A 21,877-nucleotide genomic window follows, 5' to 3' on the forward strand; every position below is an offset into this window, starting at 1 on the left:
TTCAAGGAGAACACCAGTGGAAACAGTGACCATGAAATCCAAAACCAAGAGATCAAGCACTCGCCGACCGTTGCCTTTTTTCAGTGAAATCTTTAGAAACAAGACGTTATATGCCATGATGTTTCCTGGTCTGCTCTTCGTTCTTGTCATTTATTACTTGCCGATGTTCGGGGTCGTAATTGCTTTCCAGCAATACAATCCGTTTAAAGGCGTATTGAAGAGTCCTTGGATCGGGTTCAAAAATTTTGAGTTTCTTTTCAAATCGGACGCTTTTTTTCAGATCACGTTTAACACGATCTTCTATAACTTGATATTCATTATTTTAGGAATTGGACTCGCGTTAATTTTCGCTATCTTGATTGATGAAATCGGTAATCGTTTTCTTGCGGGAGCGTACAAAAGCATATTGCTTCTCCCTTACCTGTTGTCGTGGGTCGTGGCTGAATATCTGCTTTTTTCCTTCCTAAGCGTGGATAGAGGGATTATAAACCATGCCCTTCAGTACTTTGGAATAGAGGCTGTGTCGTGGTATTCGGAACCTGCATACTGGCGATTTATTTTGCCGGCGGCATATGTCTGGAAAAACGTAGGCTACTTTGCTGTTATCTTTGCGGCGGGTATTTCCTCGATCTCGACTGAATTTTACGAAGCGGCCAAAATAGACGGCGCCAGCAAGTTCCAACAAGCGGTTAAGATCACGATTCCGATGCTCGTCCCGATTACGATTATTTTAGTGCTCTTGCAGACGGGCAAAATTTTTTACGCTGCTTTTGGAGATTGGGGAATGTTCTATACCTTGACCAAGGATTCGGGTGTGTTGTTCAGCACAACCAATGTTATCGATACCTATGTTTACAGGGCTCTGAAAACAATGGGTGATTTCGGAATGTCCTCGGCTGTTGGCTTATACCAGTCCTGCGTAGGATTTGTTCTCGTCTTAGCATCCAACTATTTGATTCGACGATACGACCGTGACAGCGCTTTATTCTAGGAGGATGACGAGATGAATCAACTGAAATTGTCCAGGATTGTGCTTAATCTCAGTTTTATGGTCTATTCCGTAATCTGCCTGATCCCTTTGCTGCTTGTTCTTTCCGTTTCGTTAACCGATGAACAGTCCATATTCCAGAGCGGGTACCGTCTTATACCGCAGACATTTAGTTTTGACGCTTATAAATATATTCTGTTTGGGAATTCCCCCATACTTCGGGCATATGGAGTGACCATTATCGTTACCGTCGCAGGCACGTTATTTCATTTAGTCATTTCTTCCATGTTTGCATACAGCCTGTCCAGAAATGAAGTGAAGTACAGGAATATCGTATCTTTTCTAGTGGTGTTTTGCCTACTGTTCAGCGGGGGATTGGTACCCTGGTATATTCTGCTTTCCAAATACCTTCATATGAAAGATACGATATTCGTGCTCATCGTACCTTACCTGGTTTCATCGGTAAATGTGGTGATCATGAGGAATTTTTTCAAAACGATTCCAGAATCGATCATAGAATCTGCAAGAATCGACGGCTCAGGCGAGTTTAATACTTTCTTAAAACTGGTCATTCCCTTGTCAACGCCTGTGCTGGCTACAATCGGACTGTTCGTAGCGGTATTTTATTGGAACGATTGGTTTACCGCAGCACTCTTTATCGAGAACAGCGAGTTGTACACGTTGCAATTTCTGCTTCAATCCATCATGAACAACATCGCGTTTCTTCAGGGGAACCCCTTGACATTAAGAGCGGCTGCTATGCAACCTGATGAGACGGCCAGGATGGCAACTTGCGTCTTGGCAGTAGGACCGATTATGATCACGTACCCCTTTCTTCAGAAGTATTTTGTCAAAGGGCTCACGTTGGGCTCCGTAAAAACTTAAGTCGGGCTTTACCGGGCATCGTCCCGTTTAGCATATAAAATAATGGAGGTCATGACTGTGATGATGAAAACGAATAAAGTATTGAGCGTTGTTTCCGCACTCGCGATTGTGCTCGCAGGTTGTGGGACAAATCATTCTAACAACACGGCTTCACCAAGTGCCAAGCAATCAGAAGGAAGTGCGACGCAACCGGAAGCTAGTTCGTCGCAACCGGCTAAGGAAACACCTCAGGAAACTTTGGATCCGGTAGAGCTGACGTACTACTTCCCGGGCTCTCCGCAGAAGGATTTGCAGACCGTAGAGGACGCCCTGAACAAGCTCGTTCAGCCGAAAATTAACGCCACGGTTCGTCTCAAGTTGATTGACTGGGGAGCATACGAGGAAAAAATGAAAGTCATGATGGGTTCCGGCGACCCCTACGACCTCGCTTGGACTGCCGCTGGTACGAATAATTATTTTCAGAACGTAGCAAATGGAGCGTACGCGCCGCTAGATGAATTAATTGATCAATATGCTCCAGACACTAAGAATGGGATTCCGGATATGTTCTGGGATGCTGTGAGAGTAAAAGGAAAAGTATACGGCGTTCCTGTCTTCCAGCAATCGACCGCCGGATATGGCTACATTATTCAGAAAGCCGTTGCGGACAAATATAATCTGGATTGGAAGTCCGTTACGAAATTATCTGATTTGACGCCTTTCCTGGAAACGGTGAAGAAGAACGAGCCGAACCTCATCCCGTGGGAATATAGTCAAGGGGGGGATCCGTTCCTGACGGCTCCGCCAATGTTTGGCCTGGAAACTTTAGGTGATGCCAAGACTCCGGGAGATCTTTACTTAAATGACGGCGGTAAGGTGATCAATCAGTACGAAACCCCGGAATTCAAAGAATATATAACGATGATGAGAGACTGGTTTAGCAAAGGATACATGAGGAAAGACGCTGCAACTTTGAAAGAAACGTCGGCGGACCGCAAGGCAGGAAAGAACGCGCTTCAAATAGGCCAGATTGATATCGACACCCTGGCTTTTGAGCAAGCCGGTATGGAAGCGTCAGGTAGAATGTCCCAATTCAATAAGGATAATCATTCTTATGATCTACAATTCGTGAAGCCGTTGCTGACGACTGACAAGGCTGCTGCTACCATTACCGCGATTTCCGCCAATTCTCCGAACAAAGAGCGGGCGATGATGCTCCTCAATCTGCTGAATACGGATAAGGAAATTTACAATACCATTGTCTGGGGCGTTGAGGGCAAGCATTACACGAAAGTAGCAGAGAATCGGATTGAAACGAACCCGGACGGCGGGTATCAAACTTTTGCCCCTTGGGAATTCGGCAACATGAAACTCTCGTATTTGTTCGAAGGAGATCCGAAAGGCGGGGAAGTCGACAACAAGTTTACGAACATGTGGGTGGATCTGAACGAAAACGCAACGCCTTCCAATGCGTTGGGATTCGTATTCGACTTTACGCCGGTCAAGACGGAAAAAGCAAACGTAGATGCTGTCATCGACGAGCTATACTTCGCACTCGCTAGCGGGTCCATAGATCCTGATAAGTACTTGCCTCAGTTCCTGGATAAATTGAAACGGGCAGGCTCCGACACGATTATTGCTGAGAAGCAAAAACAGCTAGATACTTGGATAGCTGAAAAAAAATAAGAGTTTAACTCAACTGGGAACTTCCATGTATATCTCACATCGAGTCTACATTAGAAGTTCCCTTTTTTGAATGTTCCAAAGAAGAGAAGCGACCCAAAAGGAGGCGGATTCATATTCAAGAGGATGGCCTAAAGTTAAAGAATACTTGATTCAAAAATTAATAACAATACGCTTATCCCAATATTCGGTTTGACGTTGTGCATGCTGATAGACGTGATGTAACAATAGTAGGAAATGTCCGTTAATTTGGAGTGATCTACGATAATCTTCGTGATGGAGTACTTTGTGTTTGGACGACAAGTTATCGAATAAATCTATCAGGGTTTTCTTCGTGTTCATGGAGAAAACCCTGATTGTGTAAGGTTGGAATAGTTTGCTGACCGAATTTTATAGAAAAGTGTTTTTTTTGGTGATCGGAATGGCTGATTTTTGAAGGGAAGTATGATTTTTTTTGAACTCGGTATTCGTTTACTCATGTACAGTGTAATCGTAGAGTCACTACTAAACGGTTCAAGGAGAATCCAGCGATGGCAACGTTCACAATGGAAGAAAAAATAGATAAGGAGAGAAACGATATGAGAACCATTACGGCAGCATTAATCGGAGCAGGACAAAGGGGAAGGGGAGCCTATGCTCCCTATGCGCTGGAAAATCCGGATGACATCCGATTCGTCGCGGTTGCGGATGCGGATCCTGAGCGAAGAGGACTGTTCCGCCAAGAACATCGGATTTCGAACGAGAACTGCTATTCGAGCTGGGAAGATTTGCTTGCCGGGCCGAAGCTGGCGGATGCCGTCCTGATTTGCACGCAGGATAAAATGCATTACGAACCTGCGATCAAAGCTTTGGAAAAGGGATACCATGTTCTTATGGAAAAGCCGATGTCGCCGGATCCTGTGGAATGCATCATCATGGGCGAATACGCCGAGAAATATAACCGAGTATTTTCGATTTGTCACGTGCTGCGTTACACCGATTTTTTTGCGACATTAAAGCAGCTTGTTACGGATGGTAGAATTGGCAGGCTCGTTTCGATTCAGCATACGGAGAACGTGGAGCATCGTCATCAAGCCCATAGTTTCGTCAGGGGAAACTGGAGCAATTCGGAAACTTCGAGTCCTATGATTTTGCAGAAGAGCTGTCATGATATGGACATCTTGCAGTGGCTGGCAGACTCGGAGTGCACCAAAGTTTCTTCCTTCGGTTCCTTGACCCATTTTCGCAAAGAAAATGCGCCCGAGAACGCTCCTCTGCGCTGCTTGGACGGTTGTCCCGTTAAAGAGGAGTGCCCTTATTATGCTCCTAAAATGTATATCGAGAGAGATGACTGGGTTGGCACGGTGCTTCGTTCGGTTGTCAGCAACGACACGAGCGACGAGGGTGTGCTCCGGGCTTTGAAGGATGGACCTTACGGAAGATGCGTGTATCATTGCGACAATAACGTGGTCGATCATCAAGTGGTCAATTTGGAATTTGCCAATGAAGTGACGGTTGCCTTTACGATGAGCGCCTTTACGTATGAAGGAGGCAGGTCGGTGAAGCTGATGGGGACGCACGGACAGATTAGAGCCGATATGGAGAAAAACGAAATCGAGGTGACCAGTTTCATTACCCGCGAGAAAGAGACGATCCGGATCGATACCGATTTGTCGGGGCATGGCGGCGGCGACAACGGGATTATGCGGGATTTCGTACGTCTCGTACGAAGCGGCGGCACTGAAAAAGGACTAACCGGAGCGAAAACTTCCGTACAAAGCCATCTGATTGCTTTTGCCGCGGACATATCCCGATTGGAACAACGCGTGATCCTGATGGCGGAATATACGAACGAATTGAAAAGAGAGTTAAGTTCAAAGAAATAGAAGCTCCGTTCCTTCCGAGTTGGGAAGAAAAAGAGCCTTGAGCATCAACGATAAGTTGAGGTTCAAGGCTTTTCTGCTAGTAAAGCGGATATTTCTGACGGAGATCCTCCCGATGAAGAACCTGAGAATCCTCGCGGATGTAATGACAAACGTAGGAACGGCGCCAACGGTCTTTACTCCGGTTCTTATTAGAGGAATGGATCAGAAGTTCGCTGAATAAGAGAATATCCCCTTTTTCCATGATCACCGGAATTTGTTGTTGGGTATCTACGCCCTCCGTTTCCTCAGTCCAGGATTCATGTTCTTCCAAGTTTTTGACGGCACCGTGCGGAAGTAAGCCGAGCTTGTGAGTGCCCGGCATCACCCACAGATATCCATTCTCCGCGTCGACCGAATCCTCCATGGCGGTCCATGCCGCGATTCGTCATCGGATCGTTCTTGATATAGTAATAATCCTGATGCGATGCTTGACCGGGAGCTCCCTTCCGTTCGATCATGTTCGATATGCCCAAGCAGGATCGATCGTATATTGCTAGACTAGCAACGAAAAATATGAAACCGCGGGGAAAAATGAATCATGACACCAGAAATGAATCATGACTCAAGAGGAGATTTGCACCCTCAGAAGGAATGATGAACATTCCAATTGCGGATGAGTTGATGTAGCTTAAGGCTATGTAAGACGAGATGGCCCAAATAAACAGAAGGAGCTTGAATCATGACAAATCAACGGAAGAATGACATGGAGCTATGCGATATTTCCGATGCGAGTATCGTTCTGTCGGCATCCGTGTCCGACAGGGGCAGGCATGCGGTTTCTATTTTAATTGAAGAGATCGAAAGAAGATCAGGTGTCCGATTACCTGTTTCGGATTGCGCTTCCGTCGATCGACAATCTCTCATCCTTATTAAGATGATTCCTTCCCAAAGCTCCCATGGCGATAACGCTTTACCCTACGGGCAAGAAGGATACCGAATTCAAATAAGCCAAACGGATGGCAGACGAGTCATCGAAATTGAATCGGCAGACGACAGGGGGATGCTGTACGGCGTTGGAAAGTTGCTTCGGATCATGTATCTTACGAACGACAAAATTGAAATTCCAACCGATGCGGATTTAACGGAGACGCCGCATTTCTCTTTAAGAGGCCACCAACTGGGTTATAGGCCGAAAACGAATGCCTATGACGCCTGGACGCCTGAAATTTACTCGCAATATATAAGAGAACTCGCTTTGTTCGGGGCGAATAGTATCGAAATCGTACCCCCGATTACCGATGACGAAATAACGGGCCCGCTTATGAAATATGACCCATTGTTGATGATGCGTCATGTTTCGGAGGTGTGCGATGCGATGGATTTGGATGTATGGATCTGGTATCCGAATATGGGCAGTCCGGATAATTGGTATCCGGCAACGGGGAACGATGAAGAATTTATGAAGCCTGCCTACCTGAAGCGGCAATTGGAAGAACGGGAGGAGATCTTTAGTTCCCTCAAACGAATCGATCATATTATGGTTCCTGGCGGGGATCCCGGAGCGTTAAGCGCTCAGGACTTGTTCGATTTTATGCCTATGGTAGCGAAAATATTGAATAAGTATCACCCCAATGCAAAGCTGTGGATATCCCCGCAAGCTTTCAATCCAACGAACGAATGGTTAGATACGTTTTACGAGAATGTGAGGAAAGAGCCTTCCTGGCTTGCCGGGGTTGTATTTGCGCCATGGGAGAAGCATACATTGCCGGAATTGCGCAAATTGATTCCTAGTAGCATGAAAATTCGGAATTACCCGGATATTACGCATACGATCAATGCCCAGTATCCTGTACACAACTGGGACACGGCGTTTGCCTTGACGCACTCTAGAGAATGCATCAATCCTCGGCCAGTGGCGCAAAAGCATATTCACAACTTTTCTAAAGACGAAGGAATCGTTGGCTCGTTAACGTATTCGGAGGGCATTAACGACGATGTGAATAAATTTGTATGGAGCGGACAGGATTGGAATCCGGAAACGCCTGTTCTGGAAACGCTGCGCGAATATGCCCGCTTCTTGATCCACCCGGATCTGGAATACGATATCGCTCACGGCCTGCTTGCTCTGGAACGTAATTTTGAAGGGCCGATGATCGCGAACCGTCAAATTACGCAAACGTTAAGGCATTGGAGGGAAATGGAGCAAAGAGCCGACGACAAGGTCTTGCATAATTATCGGTTCGAGTCGGGGCTGCTCCGGGCCTACTATGATGCGTATGTCCAAAGAAGGTTGATTCATGAAGAAGAGCTAGAGCAGCGCGCGATGGAGGTTCTGAGTCAGGCTAACGATTTGGGAACAATACCGGCAATGGAACGGGCGGAAGAAATTTTTAATCGAAAATATACGCAACCGGTTTGTATTGATTATAGAAGCAAGTGTTTGGATCTGGCAGATCGATTGTTCGAACATATTGGCGCGCAGCTCACGGTATCGAAGCATCAAGGGGTTAGCATTACCCGAGGGGCTTTCGTAGAAGCGATCGACACGCCGCTGAATGATAGCGCTTATCTTCTGTCGGCCTTTAGAGTTATAAGATCTATGGATGAGGAGCCGTCCAGAATGAAGGCGTTGCACGCTATCATTCACCGGACCGACCCCGGAGCGGGCGGGTTTTATGACAGCTTTGCCGCAGATCAGTCGCTGTCCCGGGTTGAGATTTCCCATGAATGGAAGGACGATCCCGGCTATCTCCATACGGCGCTTATCAGACATAATCCAGGATTGCTTGAAACCGCATATTCCATTTTGAATGGCAGCAATTCGCATACGCTTTTGTGTCGTGAAACTTTGGATCGTATTCTACCAGGGTTGACAAGCCCTCCGCTAGCCTGGATTTCCAATCTTTCATCCTATTACTCGGCTCCGGTAAAACTGACTTATTCTAATCTGGACTCTCAGAGCTCGTATACCTTGCAAGTTATGGGGTTATGGGGCGGCGGCGTAAATATGACGCTCAATGGTGCAAGTACCGCAGACAGCGGCAAAACATACAGAGGATTGATGGAAACGTTCGAGGTGACTCCGGATATGATCCCTTCGGGGGTATTGGAAATCGTATGGATTAACGAGGAATCGGGAATTGGTCCATATATTAATGAACTATGGCTACGGAAAAATGGAAGCGGGGGTCAGCCCGCATAAGCACTGTCGCGTCTATAAGGGAGGCACAATTAAATGATCTTGGACCAACTTAAAAATGCAGCTATTTATTCGGGAATGCATGCGAAGCTTAGGACTGCGTTTGATTATTTGCTGAATCATCCTGTGATCGATTGGGAACCGGGAAGATATGAAATCGAGGGTAGCGACATGTTCCTGCTCTTGCAGCATTACGAGACTCGCGAAGCGAAGGACGGCTTTTGGGAGGCTCACAGAAAATATATCGACGTGCAGTACATGTTGCAGGGAGGCGAAAGCATGGGCTTTACCCATGTGGATCGCTTGAACGTTAAGGAGCCGTATGACCCGACTAAGGATTTCGTCATGCTGGAGGGCGAAGGGGATACCGTGACCGTCCATGAAGGATGTTTCGTTGTGTTCTTTCCCCAGGATGCTCACATGCCCTGCTTGTCTTGCGGAGAACCCAAATGGATCAAGAAGGCCGTAATCAAGGTGTTAGTAAACTGATTGAAGATCCTTTCAACAAAACGGAGGTTTATAGATGAACAGCAAACAGCTGATGGCTGAACTGAAAAACGGAAGGCGCGTGTACGGCACGTTAATCGTATCGACTTCTCCCAGATGGCCTCAAGAAGTGAGTAAGCTGGATATGGATTTCGTCTTTCTCGACTCCGAGCATATGGCGCTGGATCGCAATATGCTGTCCTGGATGTGCCAAACCTACAAGGCGCTGGATTTGGCGCCGATTGTGCGCATTCCTTCACCGGATCCCTATCATGCGAGTATGGCGCTTGACGGCGGGGCTTCGGGGATTATCGCTCCTTACATTGAGACGGCTGAGCAAGTCAAGGCGCTCAGGGCGGCGGTCAAGCTCAGGCCATTAAAAGGTCAGATTGCCAGACAGCGGGCTGAACGACAAGGTCAACCCTCCGATCCTGCGGAATTGGATTTGAATGAATATATTCAGGAGTACAATGAATCCAACCTGCTTATCGTGAATATCGAAAGCGTCCCGGCGCTGCAGGCGCTTGACGACATTCTTGCCGTAGATCAACTGGACGCGGTTCTCATCGGTCCGCATGACTTATCCTGTAGTCTGGGAGTACCGGAACAGTATCGTCATCCGATCTTCGTGGAGGCTGTCGAAACGATTATTAGGAAAGCGAGAGCGGCAGGGGTTGCTGCGGGAATTCACTACTTTTTTGGAATTGATCAGGAAATCGAGTGGGCGAAGGCTGGCTTGAATCTGCTTATTCACGCTTCGGATCTGACGGCCTTTATGGCGCGCATGTCAGACGAGATTGCAGAGATTAAACTAGCGCTGGGCGATCCGACTCGGGAAATGCAAAATCGCATCAATATATAAGCGAGAAAATTCATCAGAGGGTAAGGTAATCATGAAGCCAAAAGTATACGTGACAAGGCAGCTACCTGAGGAAGTTCTTGCAATTATTCATCAATCTTGCGATGCACGCGCGTGGGAAGACATCGATTTGCCGGTGCCGCGGGATGTTTTGGAGCGGGAGATTACCGATGTCGAAGGCTTGTATTGCTTGTTGACCGATCAGGTAGACAAAGCTCTATTGGAACGGGCTCCCCGTCTAAAGGTGATCAGCAATATGGCGGTTGGTTACAATAACATTGATGTGGAAGAGGCAACGCGGCGTGGCATTATGGTCACCAATACGCCGGGTGTCCTGACCGAAACCACGGCAGACCTCACATTTGCTCTGTTAATGGCTACCGCACGGCGATTGCCGGAGGCATCGGAATATTTGCGCAAGGGGAGCTGGCAGACTTGGTCGCCCATGTTGCTGACGGGTCAGGATGTGTACGGCGCCACCCTAGGTATTATCGGGATGGGGCGAATCGGAGAAGCGCTAGTTAAGCGGGCGCATGGATTCAACATGAATTTGCTTTATTACAATCGTACGCGAAAGCCTGAGGTAGAAGAAGCTTACGATATCCGGTACACCGACATGGATGAACTGCTCAGCGTCTCAGACTTTGTCTGTGTCCTGATCCCCTATTCCACGGAGACAAGGGATTTAATTGGCGCGAAAGAGTTGCGTCAGATGAAACCGACAGCCGTGCTTATCAATACAGCTCGCGGCGGTATTGTCAACGAAGAGGCCTTGTATGAGGCGCTGCGAGTGGGTACGATCTGGGCTGCCGGTCTAGACGTGTTTGATCGCGAGCCGGTTGCTCCCGACCATCCTTTGTTGACTTTGCCGAACTTGGTCAGTTTACCGCATATCGGAAGCGCCAGCGTTGCAACTCGTATGAAGATGTCGAGATTAGCGGCCGATCAGTTGATTGACGCGATTTACGGTCGTCGACCGGCAAATCTGGTGAACCCTTCCACATGGGGAGGTTGACTACGAATTGGGAGGCGATTGCCTCAGTTCAAGACTTCACGATAGGAATGCGGAAACGCTAACATCCCTCATACTATTCATCACCGTTTATCACCCCATCTCTTAGATTGATAGTACGGGAATACCCCGACCAGAAACGAATAATCACGACAAAACGGATTCGGTAATGCCGCCAATATGGCTAACCGAATCCGTTTTTTGTTCTCTTTGCCCGGCTAGCTTTGTTTCAGCGATTGTTAAGAGGCGTTGGCTATGATGGGTTTGAGCTATGTCGCATAGTGTTGAATAATCGCGATTACGCGAACAAAGGGAGACCAAAGCAGAATGGCTGTAAACAGGTGGGACTACGCGAAACGATTGACTAAAAAAATGGGGATTTGGACCATGATTTTGATGCTGGCGTTGCCGCAGCTCTCCATGGCTTCCGGGCAATCCAGGAATTGGACGTTATACGGCAAGCCCGGAATGGCAAGCAACCACTTCGTCGGATCATTCGACAACCCGTCGGGCGTGGCGGTGGATGGGGCAGGAAACGTCTACGTGGCGGATACCTTTAATCATCGAATCCAGAAGCGGGACGCCGCAACGGGAACTTGGAGTGTAATAAATACGAAAACAGATGGCCCGGGTACCGGCCTGGGAGAGTTCAATAGTCCGCGGGCCGTTGCGGTCGATACCGCCGGTAACGTTTACGTTGCGGATACGGATAACAATCGAATTCAAGTGTTTGCCGCTTCGGCTGGGATGCAGGCCGAATGGAAGATCATCGGCGATCCCGCGCAGTTTAAGCACCCCAAAGGCTTGGCGGTAGACCATAACGGCAATGTCTATGTTGCGGATACCGATAACAACCGTATTCGCAAGCTGGATGTCGTATCTCAAGAGTGGATCGACTATACGGGATTCAAATTCCCGAGAGGCGTGGCGGTTGACGGCGAAGGCAATGTCTATGTGGCCGATTCCGCCAACTATAGCATTCGGAAGCTGAATGCATCCGGACCTGCTGCAGGAACATGGGAGACGATATCCGCGGTCTATGGCAATGGCCCGGGGCAACTAAAATACCCATCCTCGTTAGCGACCGATCAGGACGGAAACCTATACGTGGCGGATACGTTTAACCATCGCGTTCAGAAAAGGGATGCGGATACCGGAGCTTGGAGCGATTGGAAGAAAAACGGCGGCGGATCAGGGAAACTGCCGGGCGAATTTGATCTACCGTTCGGCGTTGCCGTCGACGGTAATGGGAATGTGTATGTAGCCGATACAAACAATCATCGCATCCAAATGCATAACGCGGATACCGGAACGTGGAGCGGATGGGGCTACCAGGCCACGATTGCGGGTCAAGGTCTGGGAGAGTTTAATTCACCGACCGGAGTAGCGCTGGACAATCAAGGAAATGTCTACGTCACCGATTACGAAAATCATCGCGTACAGATGCTAGACTCCACCGGAATATGGAGGGAATGGGGAAGGGACGGGGGACAATCCGGCAGCGTTGCGGGAGAGTTCACCAACCCTACGGGTATTGCCGTCACCGTAAGCGGCAGCGTCTACGTTGCGGATCGGGACAATCACCGCATTCAGATTCTGGGAGTGGACGGCGTCTGGAATGCGATTGGGCAAAGGGGAAGCCAACTTGGCGAATTTGAATTCCCTAATGACGTAGCGGTAGATCGCGAAGGCAATGTATATGTCGCGGATCTGAATAACGGTCGCATTCAGAAGCGGATCGCCGGAACCGGGCAATGGGTGGAGATCGGATATGGAAGAGGAACGACGCCGGGCAAATTCGAGTATCCTTCGGGCGTAGCGGTAGACGATGCCGGGAATGTGTACGTGGCCGATACCGACAACCACCGCATTCAGAAACTGGACGTATTCTTAGATCAATGGGAAGTTATCGGCTTCGGAGAAGGAAACGGGCTAGGACAGTTTAACGAGCCCTACGACGTGACGATAGATAGTAAAGGTAATATCTACGTCGCGGACATGTCCAATCATCGCGTTCAGATGTTGGATATATCCACCGGTTCGTGGAGAGAGTGGGGTAAAACCGGCGCGCAATCCGGAAGCACTCCCGGAGAATTCAGCAGCCCGACCGGCGTCGCGGTAAACGGCAAGGGAGATATCTTTGTCGCCGACTTCGGCAATCATCGGATCCAGAAGTGGGTCTTCTCCAAGCCGGACGCGCCGACGGGCGTTACGGCGACGACTGGCAACGGGGAAGCTACCGTTAGCTTTACTGCTCCTGCTTACGATGGGGGCAGTGCTATAACCGGTTATACGATTACATCCAGTCCGGGTGGCTTGACCGCAAGCGGTTCGTCAAGCCCGATTAAGATCACTGGCTTGACGAACGGAACGGATTACGTCTTTACGGTCGTCGCAACCAATGCCGAAGGAGATTCCATCGCTTCGGCGGCATCCAATGCAGTCACGCCGATGACGGTTCCGGACGCGCCTACGAATGTGCAGGCAAAGGTGGGTAACGGGGAAGCTACCGTTAGCTTTACTGCTCCTGCTTACAATGGGGGCAGTGCTATAACCGGTTATACGGTCACTTCCATTCCTGGCGGATTGACGGCAACCGGTACAGCTAGCCCAATTAAGATCACTGGCTTGACGAATGGTACCTCGTATACGTTTACGGTTACTGCGGCCAACGCTGCAGGCGGTAGCGTTTCATCAGCCTCGTCGAGTGCGGTTACGCCATCCGTGCCTCCCGCTGGCGGAGGAGGCGGTTCATCCTCGCTGGATACGATTACGATCGACGTGCAAGATGGCTCCGGAGATAAGAGCGGCATCGTGTCCCGAGCAACCCTCCGCCGCACGACCGATGCCGGCGGCCGGAAGAAGGACGAGCTGACGCTGACTGCGGAACAAGCGTCCCAAGCGATCGAACAACTGAAGAAAGCCGGTTCGAATACGGCCCGCATCGTCGTTCCCGATGCGAAGGACGAGGTGTCGGAGCTGATCGTGAAGTTGCCGAAAGCGACTGCCGTGGCGCTCTCCGACAGCAAGATCGATTTGGAATTGGTTACGAACGGCGTCCGAATTCTCGTTCCTTACGCTTCGTTTCAAGGAGTCTCGCAGGATGTGTACTTCCGGCTCGTCCCGATCAAGGCGGCTGCCGAGCGGAAAGAGATCGAGAAGCGAGCGGCTACCGAGCCAATCGTGAGTGACAAGCTGGACAAGACGACGCTGATCGTCCAGGGTCGTCCGATGGAAATCGAGACGAACTTGTCCAGCCGTCCGGTCACGCTTATTCTACCGCTGGAACAGAAAACGACGGCGGAGCAGGCGGCCAATCTCTACATCTTCATTCAGCACAGCGACGGAACGAAGGAACTGATTCAGGGCGAACTCGTGTCCTATGACGCAACCGGAAAGCAAGGCATCCGGTTTACCGTCCAGCAATTCAGCACTTTCACGGTGCTGGAAGGCCGACGGGCGAAGCAAGCTGCCGCGAACAAGGCTTACATGATAGGCTTCAAAGACGGAACGTTCCGTCCGGACAAGGAGATGACGCGCGCGGAAATGGCGATGATTCTGTATAACCTGTCCGGCGTGGGTGCTTCGACGCATGACCTTGCCTACCCGGACGTTTCAGGCAAGCATTGGGCCGGCACAGCCATTGGCTACGCGTCCGCCAGCGGGCTGATGAAGGGTGCTCCTGACGGCCGGTTTAATCCGGATCGGCCGATCACACGCGCGGAAATGGCGATTATCGTTCTTCGTCTGAAAGCAGCCGCTGCGACCGAGGCTGCGACGGCCGCGTTTTCCGATACGGCCGGACATTGGGCGGAGGCTTCCATCAGGCAGGCGCAAGCGGCCGGATACATGAACGGGTACAAGGACGGCGCGTTCCGTCCAGAGCAAACGTTGACTCGTTCCGAAGCGGTGACGATTGTTAACCGGGTCCTGAACCGTGAACCGTTGACTACCAACGACGGCAAGTGGAGCGACGTTCCGGCTGGCTACTGGGCGTTCGGAGCGATCCAGGCGGCGACAATAGATCATACGGCCGGAAAACCGAAGAATTGAAGAGATCTGCGAATAATCGAATTAAGACCAAAGGGACGTTCCGAATCCGGGACATCCCTTTGGTCTTAAGCTCGACGTGCGTACAGGGGACGCGACCGCCAAGCCGGCCGAGTCGGCCGAGGAAGTCGCCAAGCTAATCCAGAATCGGGCGACGACGTATTTTAACGAGTAAAGGTTTAAGAAAAGCTTAAAGAAGCTTAACGAAGCTTAATGATTTAGCGTATTTGAATTTAAACAGTTTCCCGTATCCTTTAACTAATCAACGGAGAGAAGGCGAGGATACGCGATGAAACGAACAAAACTCTTAAGCGGAATGATCGTAACGGCGCTATTTGGCTTATATTTATATGCGTTATTGAAAGTCATATTGTTCAAACTGCAGCCGATTGACGTCACGTTTCTTTGGCAGCAGCTTCAGGTGAAAATAGAAAATCCTCACGCGCTTATGGATCGGTTGAAGACGGGGAATACGACCCCGTTCCATCAAATTTCCGAAAATATGCAGATGAACTCGGGTCAGGATTTTCTCAACTTGGTCGGAAACGTCGCGTTATTTATGCCGCTTGGGGTTTTTCTGTTCATACTGCTTAAAAACAATGGTCTGTCCATCGTAGGAGTGATGGTTTTGTCCTTCGTTTTAAGTTTAAGTCTCGAATGCGCGCAAGCCGTATTCTCGCTCGGCGTTTTCGATGTGGACGATTTGATCTTAAACGCCTGCGGCGGATTGCTCGGTTACTTGCTCTATAAGATCTATTTCAAGTTAAAGGAAAAAGCAATGGTTACGTCAAATTTGGGCGCAAAGATATAGAATGGCAATACGCGAACGTCATAAATACCCGGTTGGATCAATGCTGATCTAGCCGGTTTTTTTGGTTTAAAATATTTGCCGTTCCTTACGAAAAGGATGGGGAGATCGGCGCAGATCGTTGTTTTAGACAAAAAATCGGTTTTGTGATCAAAGACTTCAAACCGGAAAAGCTCTAAATTAATAATGTAAGCGATAACAAAGGAGTGGACACGATTGATAATTCGCAAAATTATGTTCGTCAGCCCGTATCAGGTTGAAACCGTAGAAGATGATTTCAGCCCGCCGGCGCTGGCCGATCACGAAGTGCTCGTCAAGCTGATTTATTCGCTCATCAGCCCGGGGACGGAGCTGGCGATGTTGTCCGGCAAGGAGCAATGGGCCAAATTGCCGGTTTGTCCGGGTTACGCGAGCGTAAGCCGCGTCGTTGAAGTCGGGTCGGGAGTCGCGGACTTCAAGCCGGGAGATACCGTGTTCCATTACGGAAGCCATTCGGAATATCAAGTGGTATCCGCCAATCCCATGTTCATCAAGCCTCCGGCCGACCTTGATTTAAGATGGGTGCCGTTTACCCGGATGGCGACCGTCGCGTTTACGGCGGTGCGCGTTTCCGATATCGAAGTCGGAGATTTCGTCAGCGTAACGGGATTAGGCTTGGTGGGAAACTTGGCCGCTCAGTTGGCTCGTCTTCAGGGAGCCTTCGTCATCGGCGTCGATCTGTCGTCCAAACGGATCGAAACCGCGAATCGATGCGGCGTAGATTACGCGCTTAACGGCGGGAATGGAGGGGTAAAGGAGCAAATCCTGGCGTTGACGGGAGGGCAGGGCGTGTCGACGCAGATCGAAGCGACGGGCGTACCCCAAGTTGGCGTGGAAAGCCTCGAGTGGATCGGGAGCTTGGGTGAGATCGTTTTCCTGGGCAGCCCTCGCGGGGAGTTCAACGCGGACGTGACGGACGTTCTGAATTATTGCCATCTTTACAATCGGGGCTGCATTACGTTTAAGGGGGGGCATGAATGGCGGTATCCGATGGAGCCGAACTCGTTCGTGAAGCATTCGTTAGTCCGCAATTCCAAAATCGTGTTCGAATTGATGAAGCAAAACCGATTGCAAATCGAGCCGTTGCTAAGCCATGTGATCAAGCCGGAACAGGCGAAAGAAGCTTACGACGGCCTAAGAAACAACAAGGACGGCTTCAATGGCGTTTTGTTCGATTGGTCCTAGGAGGAATCTTAAGTGATTAGAGGATTAACGAGGGCGGGTCTGGGAATTATCGAATCCAATGAGCGCTTTATTGCCGACGCGGCCCGATTCGGCTTTCAAGCGATCGATCTTAATCCGGTTCATTTTATTAAGGAATGCGGACTGGACAAAGCGGAGCACTTGCTGGAAAGCAAAGGGGTCATGATCGGTTCCATCGATTTGGACGTCGATTGGCGATCTAGCGAAGAACGATTTCGGGAAGGTTTGAAAGCTCTGCCGGAAGCTGCCGAAGCGGCTATATCTTTAGGCTGCTTCAAGTGCTGTACGTATATTTTGCCTTCCACCGATGAGGCGGCCGCTCCTTTCATGGCAGCTGCGACGCGCCGATTGAGGCTATGCGCCGATATTCTGGGAGCTTACGGCATTCGTCTCGGATTGGAATTCGTCGGCAGCCGGCACTTGCGGACGCAATGGGCTAACCCGTTCCTATGGACAATGGACGACACGCTCGATTGGATCGAGACGATCGGGGCTCGGAATGCGGGCTTGCTGATCGATTCCTATCATTGGCATACGAACGGACTGGCGGTAGACGATCTATTGAAATTAAAGCCGGCGGATATCGTCCACGTTCACATCAACGATGCCAAGGCCGGACCGATCGAGAATCTGTTGGATGACGATCGCTTGTATCCGGGCGAGGGAGTCATCGATTTGCACGGCTTTCTGCAAGGCTTGCGGGCGGCGGGATATACCGGTGTCGTCGCGCAAGAAGTGTTGGGCTCGCATTCTTCCGCAAGCATGGAAGAGCTGTTGGCAAGATCCAAGGCAGGATTTGACAAGGTTTTCGCTAATATATAGATTCAGGGCTCAAGGACGGGTATTGGAATCAAGTCGTTAGAAAAGCTTCAACGGATGAGGGCCGGTCAGGAGGTCAATGCGATGGTTGAGTCGTGGATGAACGGCATATCCCCTTTAGTCAGAGCCGCGAGAATCATGAAATCCAGCTCGTTAACTGGGGAATGGATGGACCATGATCACGTTTTTACGTATATCGAGCAAGGGGAAGCGGAATTTTTCCTGAGCGGCGTGAAATACGAGGCCCGGGAGGGCGATATTTTGCTTATGCATCCCTTCATGTCCCATATCATTAGATCGACCTCGTCCGTCCCATTAATTCAATACATTTTTCACTTTGACCTATATTACGACGAAGAGCGGAGCTTGTTGAAGTATACGAACGCGACGAAGCGGATGAGAAAGAAGGTCGTCGACAGGGAGATGAAGCTGGTCTCGATCATTCCGATCTCCCATTTGCAATTGGCGGACCGAATCGATTTGAAGAAGCGGTTTCTGCTTCTGCATAAGGAATTTCTGGATAAACGGCCGGGCGGCTCCCTAATGATGAAAGCCATTTGCCTGGAATTGCTGCACGTCTTCTTGAGAAACCAAGCGGATCGCAAGGATGAAGAAGGCAAAATGACAAAAGGATGGGCGATTATCGAAAGAGCGATTAACTATATTCACGATCGCTTTTCCGACCCTCAGCTTAACAATGCGTCGATCAGCGAGCATGCCGGGGTGTCCACGAACCATTTGTCACACTTGTTCAAGAAGCGGCTCGGCATATCGATTCATAAGTACGTGACGCATATTCGGATCGAGCAAGCGAAAAAAAGAATCGTCGGCGGAGAGCTTACTTTGACCGAAGTCGCGGACGAGGTCGGATTTTCCAGTATTCATTTATTCAGCCGGTCGTTCAAAGCGGCGGTCGGAATTATGCCCAGCAAGTTCACGGCGATGCAATCCGCATTCGGGGCGAAGGAATTGAAGCAGCACTTAGACTCGCAAGACAGAGAGTGACTCCTGATGAGTAAGAATCATCTTCTAAATGGTTTTTCGACTTTCCTCTTTTTTAGCTCCTTATTGGAGAAATGATGTTTAACGCGTCATTTCTTCCAAAAAGGAGCTTTATTTTGTTCATTTACGGTTTAGTTTCTCGGGGCGCTTGTCGTTTTTTTAATGATCATCCTGCCGGCGAACAGAATTCGCTCGTAATCCGATTCGGGATTTTCGGCGCGCCTTTGCAGCATTTCTACCGCTCGACTGCCGAGCGAGTTCTTGGCGCTATAAATCGTCGTAATCCCGAGGGAATTCACGTCAAGATCGTCGAATCCGGTCACGGAACAATCGCGCGGAACTTGAAGTCCCAATTGCTGAAGCGAATGGATCATGTCGCTGGCCATGTAATCGTTAATGCAAACGAAAGCCGTGGGAAGCTGATTTTTGGCCTGGAGTATTTTGATTTGGTTCAACGCCGCTTCGCGTACCTTTTCCGGTCGCAAATCGAATAATTTGAGCAGGTCGGGGTGTTGGCGCGATTCGATGCCGTTATCCACCAAAGCCGCGGAATAACCCTTCCATCTGTCATAGTAGCTTCTGATGATGGAAGTGTCGCCAACGAATTGCAGGGACGTGTGGCCGAGACCGATCAAATAATTCGTTAGCTGTCTTGTGCAATCGAAGTTGTTCATGAAAATCGAATCCGACGGAATCAACGGATCTTCATGGTCGACCAACACGAAAGGGAGGCCGAGATTGCTAATTTCCAGCACGATTTGCGTGGGGATGAACCCGACGCATATGTAGCCGAGCAGGCCTTTCTGGTTAATGGCCGAAAATAAATGATCGGACAGTTGCTCGGTCATGATGATCATATTTAATCCCGCTTTTTCGACGCTTTCCGTTATTCCTTCGAGAATTTTTCCCCAATACGGATTGTCCTTGGTCTGATCCCTTAAGTTCGGAATGACCACCGCGATCACTTTCTTGGCGGGAGAGGCGCTCTGGATCGAGCGGTCCTTGGTTTTCGTCTTGTGAGATTTTGAGTGTTGGGAAAAATAACCGAGCTTCGTGGCGGCTTCTATGATTTTGTCCCGGGTAACGGGGGTCACTCCGGATTTTCCCGCGAGCGCCCGCGAAACGGCGAACTTGGATAAGCCGACGGTATCGGCGATCTGTTGCAGCGTGACTTTGCTAGACATCCTTTTCTCTCCTCTGAAACCAACGAACATGCGCTTCGATTGGCTATTACACCTAATCATATAAAATAAATAACAAAATAACAATGCGACATTTGTTATTTGTTGAACTCTATTGTTTTGTTAGATAACAAAATGGTGGTTTAAATATAGTTGCCCCTGTGTTTAATCCAGATTTACTCTTTGTTTCGCAGTGTTTATTTGGTTTTTGGTTTTACTTATCAAAATAACATATTGACATTTGTTTTGTGTATGTTATTCTTTTATTCAAGATGTTAGATAACAAAAAATGAAATTTATTTGATATTCATCTAGCATCTTGGATTTCTGCAAACGTTTGGTGCATGGGGCGGATAATCAGAACTTAACGTTAGCGGGAAGGTAAAGCACTGCCATTCATACTTAATTGGGGGTACGGTCAATGAAAGCTTTGAAAGCGTTTTTATCTCTAGGTTTGGTAATCGCTATAATTGTGGCAACGGCGGCATGTTCATCTGGAAATTCCTCCTCTGAGTCGAGCGCGGGCAGCGTCGGCGGAGGCGAGGTACAACAGAGCGAGCAGAACAAAGAGAATGGTTCCGAGAAGGAAGTCACAATTAGGTACATGCGGTGGGCTTCCGGGGAAGAAGAGGTCAATTTCCGGGGCTGGTTGGACGAGTTCGAGAATGCCCATCCGAATATTAAAGTCGAGTCGGAATTTTTGCCTTACGAAACCTATAGTTCCAAGGTGAAAACCGATTTGATCTCGGGCAACGCGCCGGACGTCATCGCATTCTCTTCAAGCGAATGGTTCGCTTACATTTATTCGAACGTCTTCCTGGACCTCAATACGTTGCCGGGAGCGAAAGAAGCGTTCGGTCAGTTAACCGAGGATTCGGTTGCAGCGTTTAACGTGGAAGGCGCGCAATTGGGTGCTCCGATCGGGGTGGGCAGGAGAGTTCCTTTCATCAACAAGGATTTGTTCGACAAGGCAAACGTACCGCTTCCTTCCCAGACCGAGCCGATGACCGCGCTTCAATGGGTGGAGATGATGAAGAAGGTTCAAGCGGGACTTGAGGGCGATATGATGGCGGCCAATCTGTTTCCCGAGGAGTTATTGTACTCGTTGGCGCTGAGCGCCGGGTCGCCGGTGCTTTCGCAAGACGGCAAAAAGGTGCTAGTGAATACGCCGGACGGCGTAAAAGCGATTCAAGCGTTCAAGGACATCATGGCCAGCGGGGCGCAAGTGCCGATTCTCGATGTATGGAAAGGCGCTTACGGCAATCCGGACAGCGCGATATCGACCGGGAAAGTAGCGATCGGTTGGACGGGAACATGGAGCGTAAAAGCGCTGAAAGAGGCTAATATCAACTATATGTCCATCCCGGCGCCGATCGTAGAGGGTGGGAAAGTGACTCAGGTCGGTTATCTGAACTCGCATGCCATCCCGTCTGCTTCGAAAAATCAAGAAGCCGCTTGGGAGCTTGTCAAGTGGATGATCTCCAAGGAAGGCCAGCTTTCGTTCGGCAAGTTCTCCGATCTTCCCGTTCACAAAGAAGCGCTGGACGAAACGCAGAAAGCATTGGAAGCGGAAGATCCGAACGCCTTTGCCGGGTTTGCCGCGGCCAAGGCGAGCGTCGTTCCGACTCCGCCGTTTCCTTCGGACTTCGATACGTTGAGGACGGGGCTGCAAAGCAAGCTCGTGTCGGGAAAAGTAACCGCGCAGCAATTTGCCGAGCAATTGGTACAAGAAGGCCAGCCAATGTTGGATGTTTATCAAGCGAATATCGGTAAGTAAGCGGTATAAAGAAAACGGGATGCTTTTTCATTCGGAGAGCATCCTGATTTTCGGCAAGCAGTT

At 49.5% G+C, this 21,877-nt stretch carries 16 protein-coding genes; 14 read left to right on the plus strand and 2 right to left on the minus strand.

The annotated features are described in order from the left end of the window. Window positions 1–31 precede the first annotated feature (31 nt). The 4 genes from HH215_RS29175 to HH215_RS29190 all read left to right on the plus strand — a co-directional run bounded on the left by HH215_RS29175 (window position 32) and on the right by HH215_RS29190 (window position 5,400). Window positions 32–991, plus strand: a complete 960-nt coding sequence (locus HH215_RS29175) for an ABC transporter permease (RefSeq protein WP_169284630.1) — start codon at window positions 32–34, stop codon at window positions 989–991. A gap of 12 nt (window positions 992–1,003) precedes the next feature. Further along, entirely contained in the window at window positions 1,004–1,873 is an 870-nt protein-coding gene (locus HH215_RS29180; protein WP_169283092.1) for a carbohydrate ABC transporter permease, read from the plus strand. 60 nt (window positions 1,874–1,933) lie between these two features. Further along, entirely contained in the window at window positions 1,934–3,538 is a 1,605-nt protein-coding gene (locus HH215_RS29185) for an ABC transporter substrate-binding protein (protein WP_169283093.1), read from the plus strand. 527 nt (window positions 3,539–4,065) lie between these two features. Further along, window positions 4,066–5,400, plus strand: a complete 1,335-nt coding sequence (locus HH215_RS29190; protein WP_254450258.1) for a Gfo/Idh/MocA family protein — start codon at window positions 4,066–4,068, stop codon at window positions 5,398–5,400. Window positions 5,401–5,476: 76 nt separating this feature from the next. Here HH215_RS29190 and HH215_RS29195 read toward each other — a convergent pair whose 3' ends face one another. Then, window positions 5,477–5,803, minus strand: a complete 327-nt coding sequence (locus HH215_RS29195) for a phytanoyl-CoA dioxygenase family protein (protein ID WP_254450259.1) — start codon at window positions 5,801–5,803, stop codon at window positions 5,477–5,479. Window positions 5,804–6,118: 315 nt separating this feature from the next. Here HH215_RS29195 and HH215_RS29200 point away from each other — a divergent pair, with 315 nt between their 5' ends. The 9 genes from HH215_RS29200 (at window position 6,119) to HH215_RS29240 (ending at window position 18,859) form a co-directional block, all read left to right on the plus strand. Next, window positions 6,119–8,581: a hypothetical protein gene (locus HH215_RS29200; RefSeq protein WP_169283094.1), complete on the plus strand. Its 2,463-nt coding sequence runs from the start codon at window positions 6,119–6,121 to the stop codon at window positions 8,579–8,581. Between the two features lie 33 nt (window positions 8,582–8,614). Next, window positions 8,615–9,067: a NanQ anomerase/TabA/YiaL family protein gene (locus HH215_RS29205; protein WP_169283095.1), complete on the plus strand. Its 453-nt coding sequence runs from the start codon at window positions 8,615–8,617 to the stop codon at window positions 9,065–9,067. A 34-nt stretch (window positions 9,068–9,101) separates the two neighbouring features. Beyond that, window positions 9,102–9,926, plus strand: a complete 825-nt coding sequence (locus HH215_RS29210; protein WP_169283096.1) for an HpcH/HpaI aldolase family protein — start codon at window positions 9,102–9,104, stop codon at window positions 9,924–9,926. A gap of 31 nt (window positions 9,927–9,957) precedes the next feature. Then, window positions 9,958–10,938: a 2-hydroxyacid dehydrogenase gene (locus tag HH215_RS29215; RefSeq protein WP_169283097.1), complete on the plus strand. Its 981-nt coding sequence runs from the start codon at window positions 9,958–9,960 to the stop codon at window positions 10,936–10,938. 324 nt (window positions 10,939–11,262) lie between these two features. Beyond that, on the plus strand, window positions 11,263–14,988 hold the full coding sequence (locus HH215_RS29220; protein WP_169283098.1) for an S-layer homology domain-containing protein: 3,726 nt from the start codon (window positions 11,263–11,265) through the stop codon (window positions 14,986–14,988). A gap of 286 nt (window positions 14,989–15,274) precedes the next feature. After that, the gene (locus HH215_RS29225) at window positions 15,275–15,796 is read left to right on the plus strand and encodes a VanZ family protein (protein WP_169283099.1); all 522 of its coding nucleotides are present in this window, start codon (window positions 15,275–15,277) and stop codon (window positions 15,794–15,796) included. A gap of 213 nt (window positions 15,797–16,009) precedes the next feature. After that, window positions 16,010–17,017 carry a zinc-dependent alcohol dehydrogenase gene (locus HH215_RS29230; protein ID WP_169283100.1) on the plus strand — a complete coding sequence of 336 codons (1,008 nt, stop codon included), beginning with the start codon at window positions 16,010–16,012 and terminating at the stop codon, window positions 17,015–17,017. Window positions 17,018–17,029: 12 nt separating this feature from the next. Continuing rightward, window positions 17,030–17,857: a sugar phosphate isomerase/epimerase family protein gene (locus tag HH215_RS29235; protein ID WP_169283101.1), complete on the plus strand. Its 828-nt coding sequence runs from the start codon at window positions 17,030–17,032 to the stop codon at window positions 17,855–17,857. An 81-nt stretch (window positions 17,858–17,938) separates the two neighbouring features. Then, window positions 17,939–18,859 carry an AraC family transcriptional regulator gene (locus HH215_RS29240; RefSeq protein WP_169283102.1) on the plus strand — a complete coding sequence of 307 codons (921 nt, stop codon included), beginning with the start codon at window positions 17,939–17,941 and terminating at the stop codon, window positions 18,857–18,859. Window positions 18,860–18,987: 128 nt separating this feature from the next. On the opposite strand, the gene HH215_RS29245 is transcribed toward HH215_RS29240, so the two are convergent. Further along, window positions 18,988–20,040: a LacI family DNA-binding transcriptional regulator gene (locus tag HH215_RS29245; protein WP_169283103.1), complete on the minus strand. Its 1,053-nt coding sequence runs from the start codon at window positions 20,038–20,040 to the stop codon at window positions 18,988–18,990. 418 nt (window positions 20,041–20,458) lie between these two features. Here HH215_RS29245 and HH215_RS29250 point away from each other — a divergent pair, with 418 nt between their 5' ends. Continuing rightward, entirely contained in the window at window positions 20,459–21,814 is a 1,356-nt protein-coding gene (locus HH215_RS29250) for an ABC transporter substrate-binding protein (protein ID WP_169283104.1), read from the plus strand. The last annotated feature ends 63 nt before the right edge of the window (window positions 21,815–21,877 follow it).

It is taken from the genome of Cohnella herbarum, from assembly GCF_012849095.1.
Taxonomy (GTDB): domain Bacteria; phylum Bacillota; class Bacilli; order Paenibacillales; family Paenibacillaceae; genus Cohnella; species Cohnella herbarum.

What these genes read in the sequence shown, in the direction of transcription:
- HH215_RS29245 (WP_169283103.1), bottom strand. Translation starts at nt 20,040, where the DNA reads ATGTCTAGCAAAGTCACGCTGCAACAGATCGCCGATACCGTCGGCTTA.
- HH215_RS29190 (WP_254450258.1), top strand. Translation starts at nt 4,066, where the DNA reads ATGGCAACGTTCACAATGGAAGAAAAAATAGATAAGGAGAGAAACGAT.
- HH215_RS29215 (WP_169283097.1), top strand. Translation starts at nt 9,958, where the DNA reads ATGAAGCCAAAAGTATACGTGACAAGGCAGCTACCTGAGGAAGTTCTT.
- HH215_RS29210 (WP_169283096.1), top strand. Translation starts at nt 9,102, where the DNA reads ATGAACAGCAAACAGCTGATGGCTGAACTGAAAAACGGAAGGCGCGTG.
- HH215_RS29240 (WP_169283102.1), top strand. Translation starts at nt 17,939, where the DNA reads ATGGTTGAGTCGTGGATGAACGGCATATCCCCTTTAGTCAGAGCCGCG.
- HH215_RS29205 (WP_169283095.1), top strand. Translation starts at nt 8,615, where the DNA reads ATGATCTTGGACCAACTTAAAAATGCAGCTATTTATTCGGGAATGCAT.
- HH215_RS29220 (WP_169283098.1), top strand. Translation starts at nt 11,263, where the DNA reads ATGGCTGTAAACAGGTGGGACTACGCGAAACGATTGACTAAAAAAATG.
- HH215_RS29250 (WP_169283104.1), top strand. Translation starts at nt 20,459, where the DNA reads ATGAAAGCTTTGAAAGCGTTTTTATCTCTAGGTTTGGTAATCGCTATA.
- HH215_RS29195 (WP_254450259.1), bottom strand. Translation starts at nt 5,803, where the DNA reads ATGGAGGATTCGGTCGACGCGGAGAATGGATATCTGTGGGTGATGCCG.
- HH215_RS29225 (WP_169283099.1), top strand. Translation starts at nt 15,275, where the DNA reads ATGAAACGAACAAAACTCTTAAGCGGAATGATCGTAACGGCGCTATTT.
- HH215_RS29175 (WP_169284630.1), top strand. Translation starts at nt 32, where the DNA reads ATGAAATCCAAAACCAAGAGATCAAGCACTCGCCGACCGTTGCCTTTT.
- HH215_RS29180 (WP_169283092.1), top strand. Translation starts at nt 1,004, where the DNA reads ATGAATCAACTGAAATTGTCCAGGATTGTGCTTAATCTCAGTTTTATG.
- HH215_RS29185 (WP_169283093.1), top strand. Translation starts at nt 1,934, where the DNA reads ATGATGAAAACGAATAAAGTATTGAGCGTTGTTTCCGCACTCGCGATT.
- HH215_RS29200 (WP_169283094.1), top strand. Translation starts at nt 6,119, where the DNA reads ATGACAAATCAACGGAAGAATGACATGGAGCTATGCGATATTTCCGAT.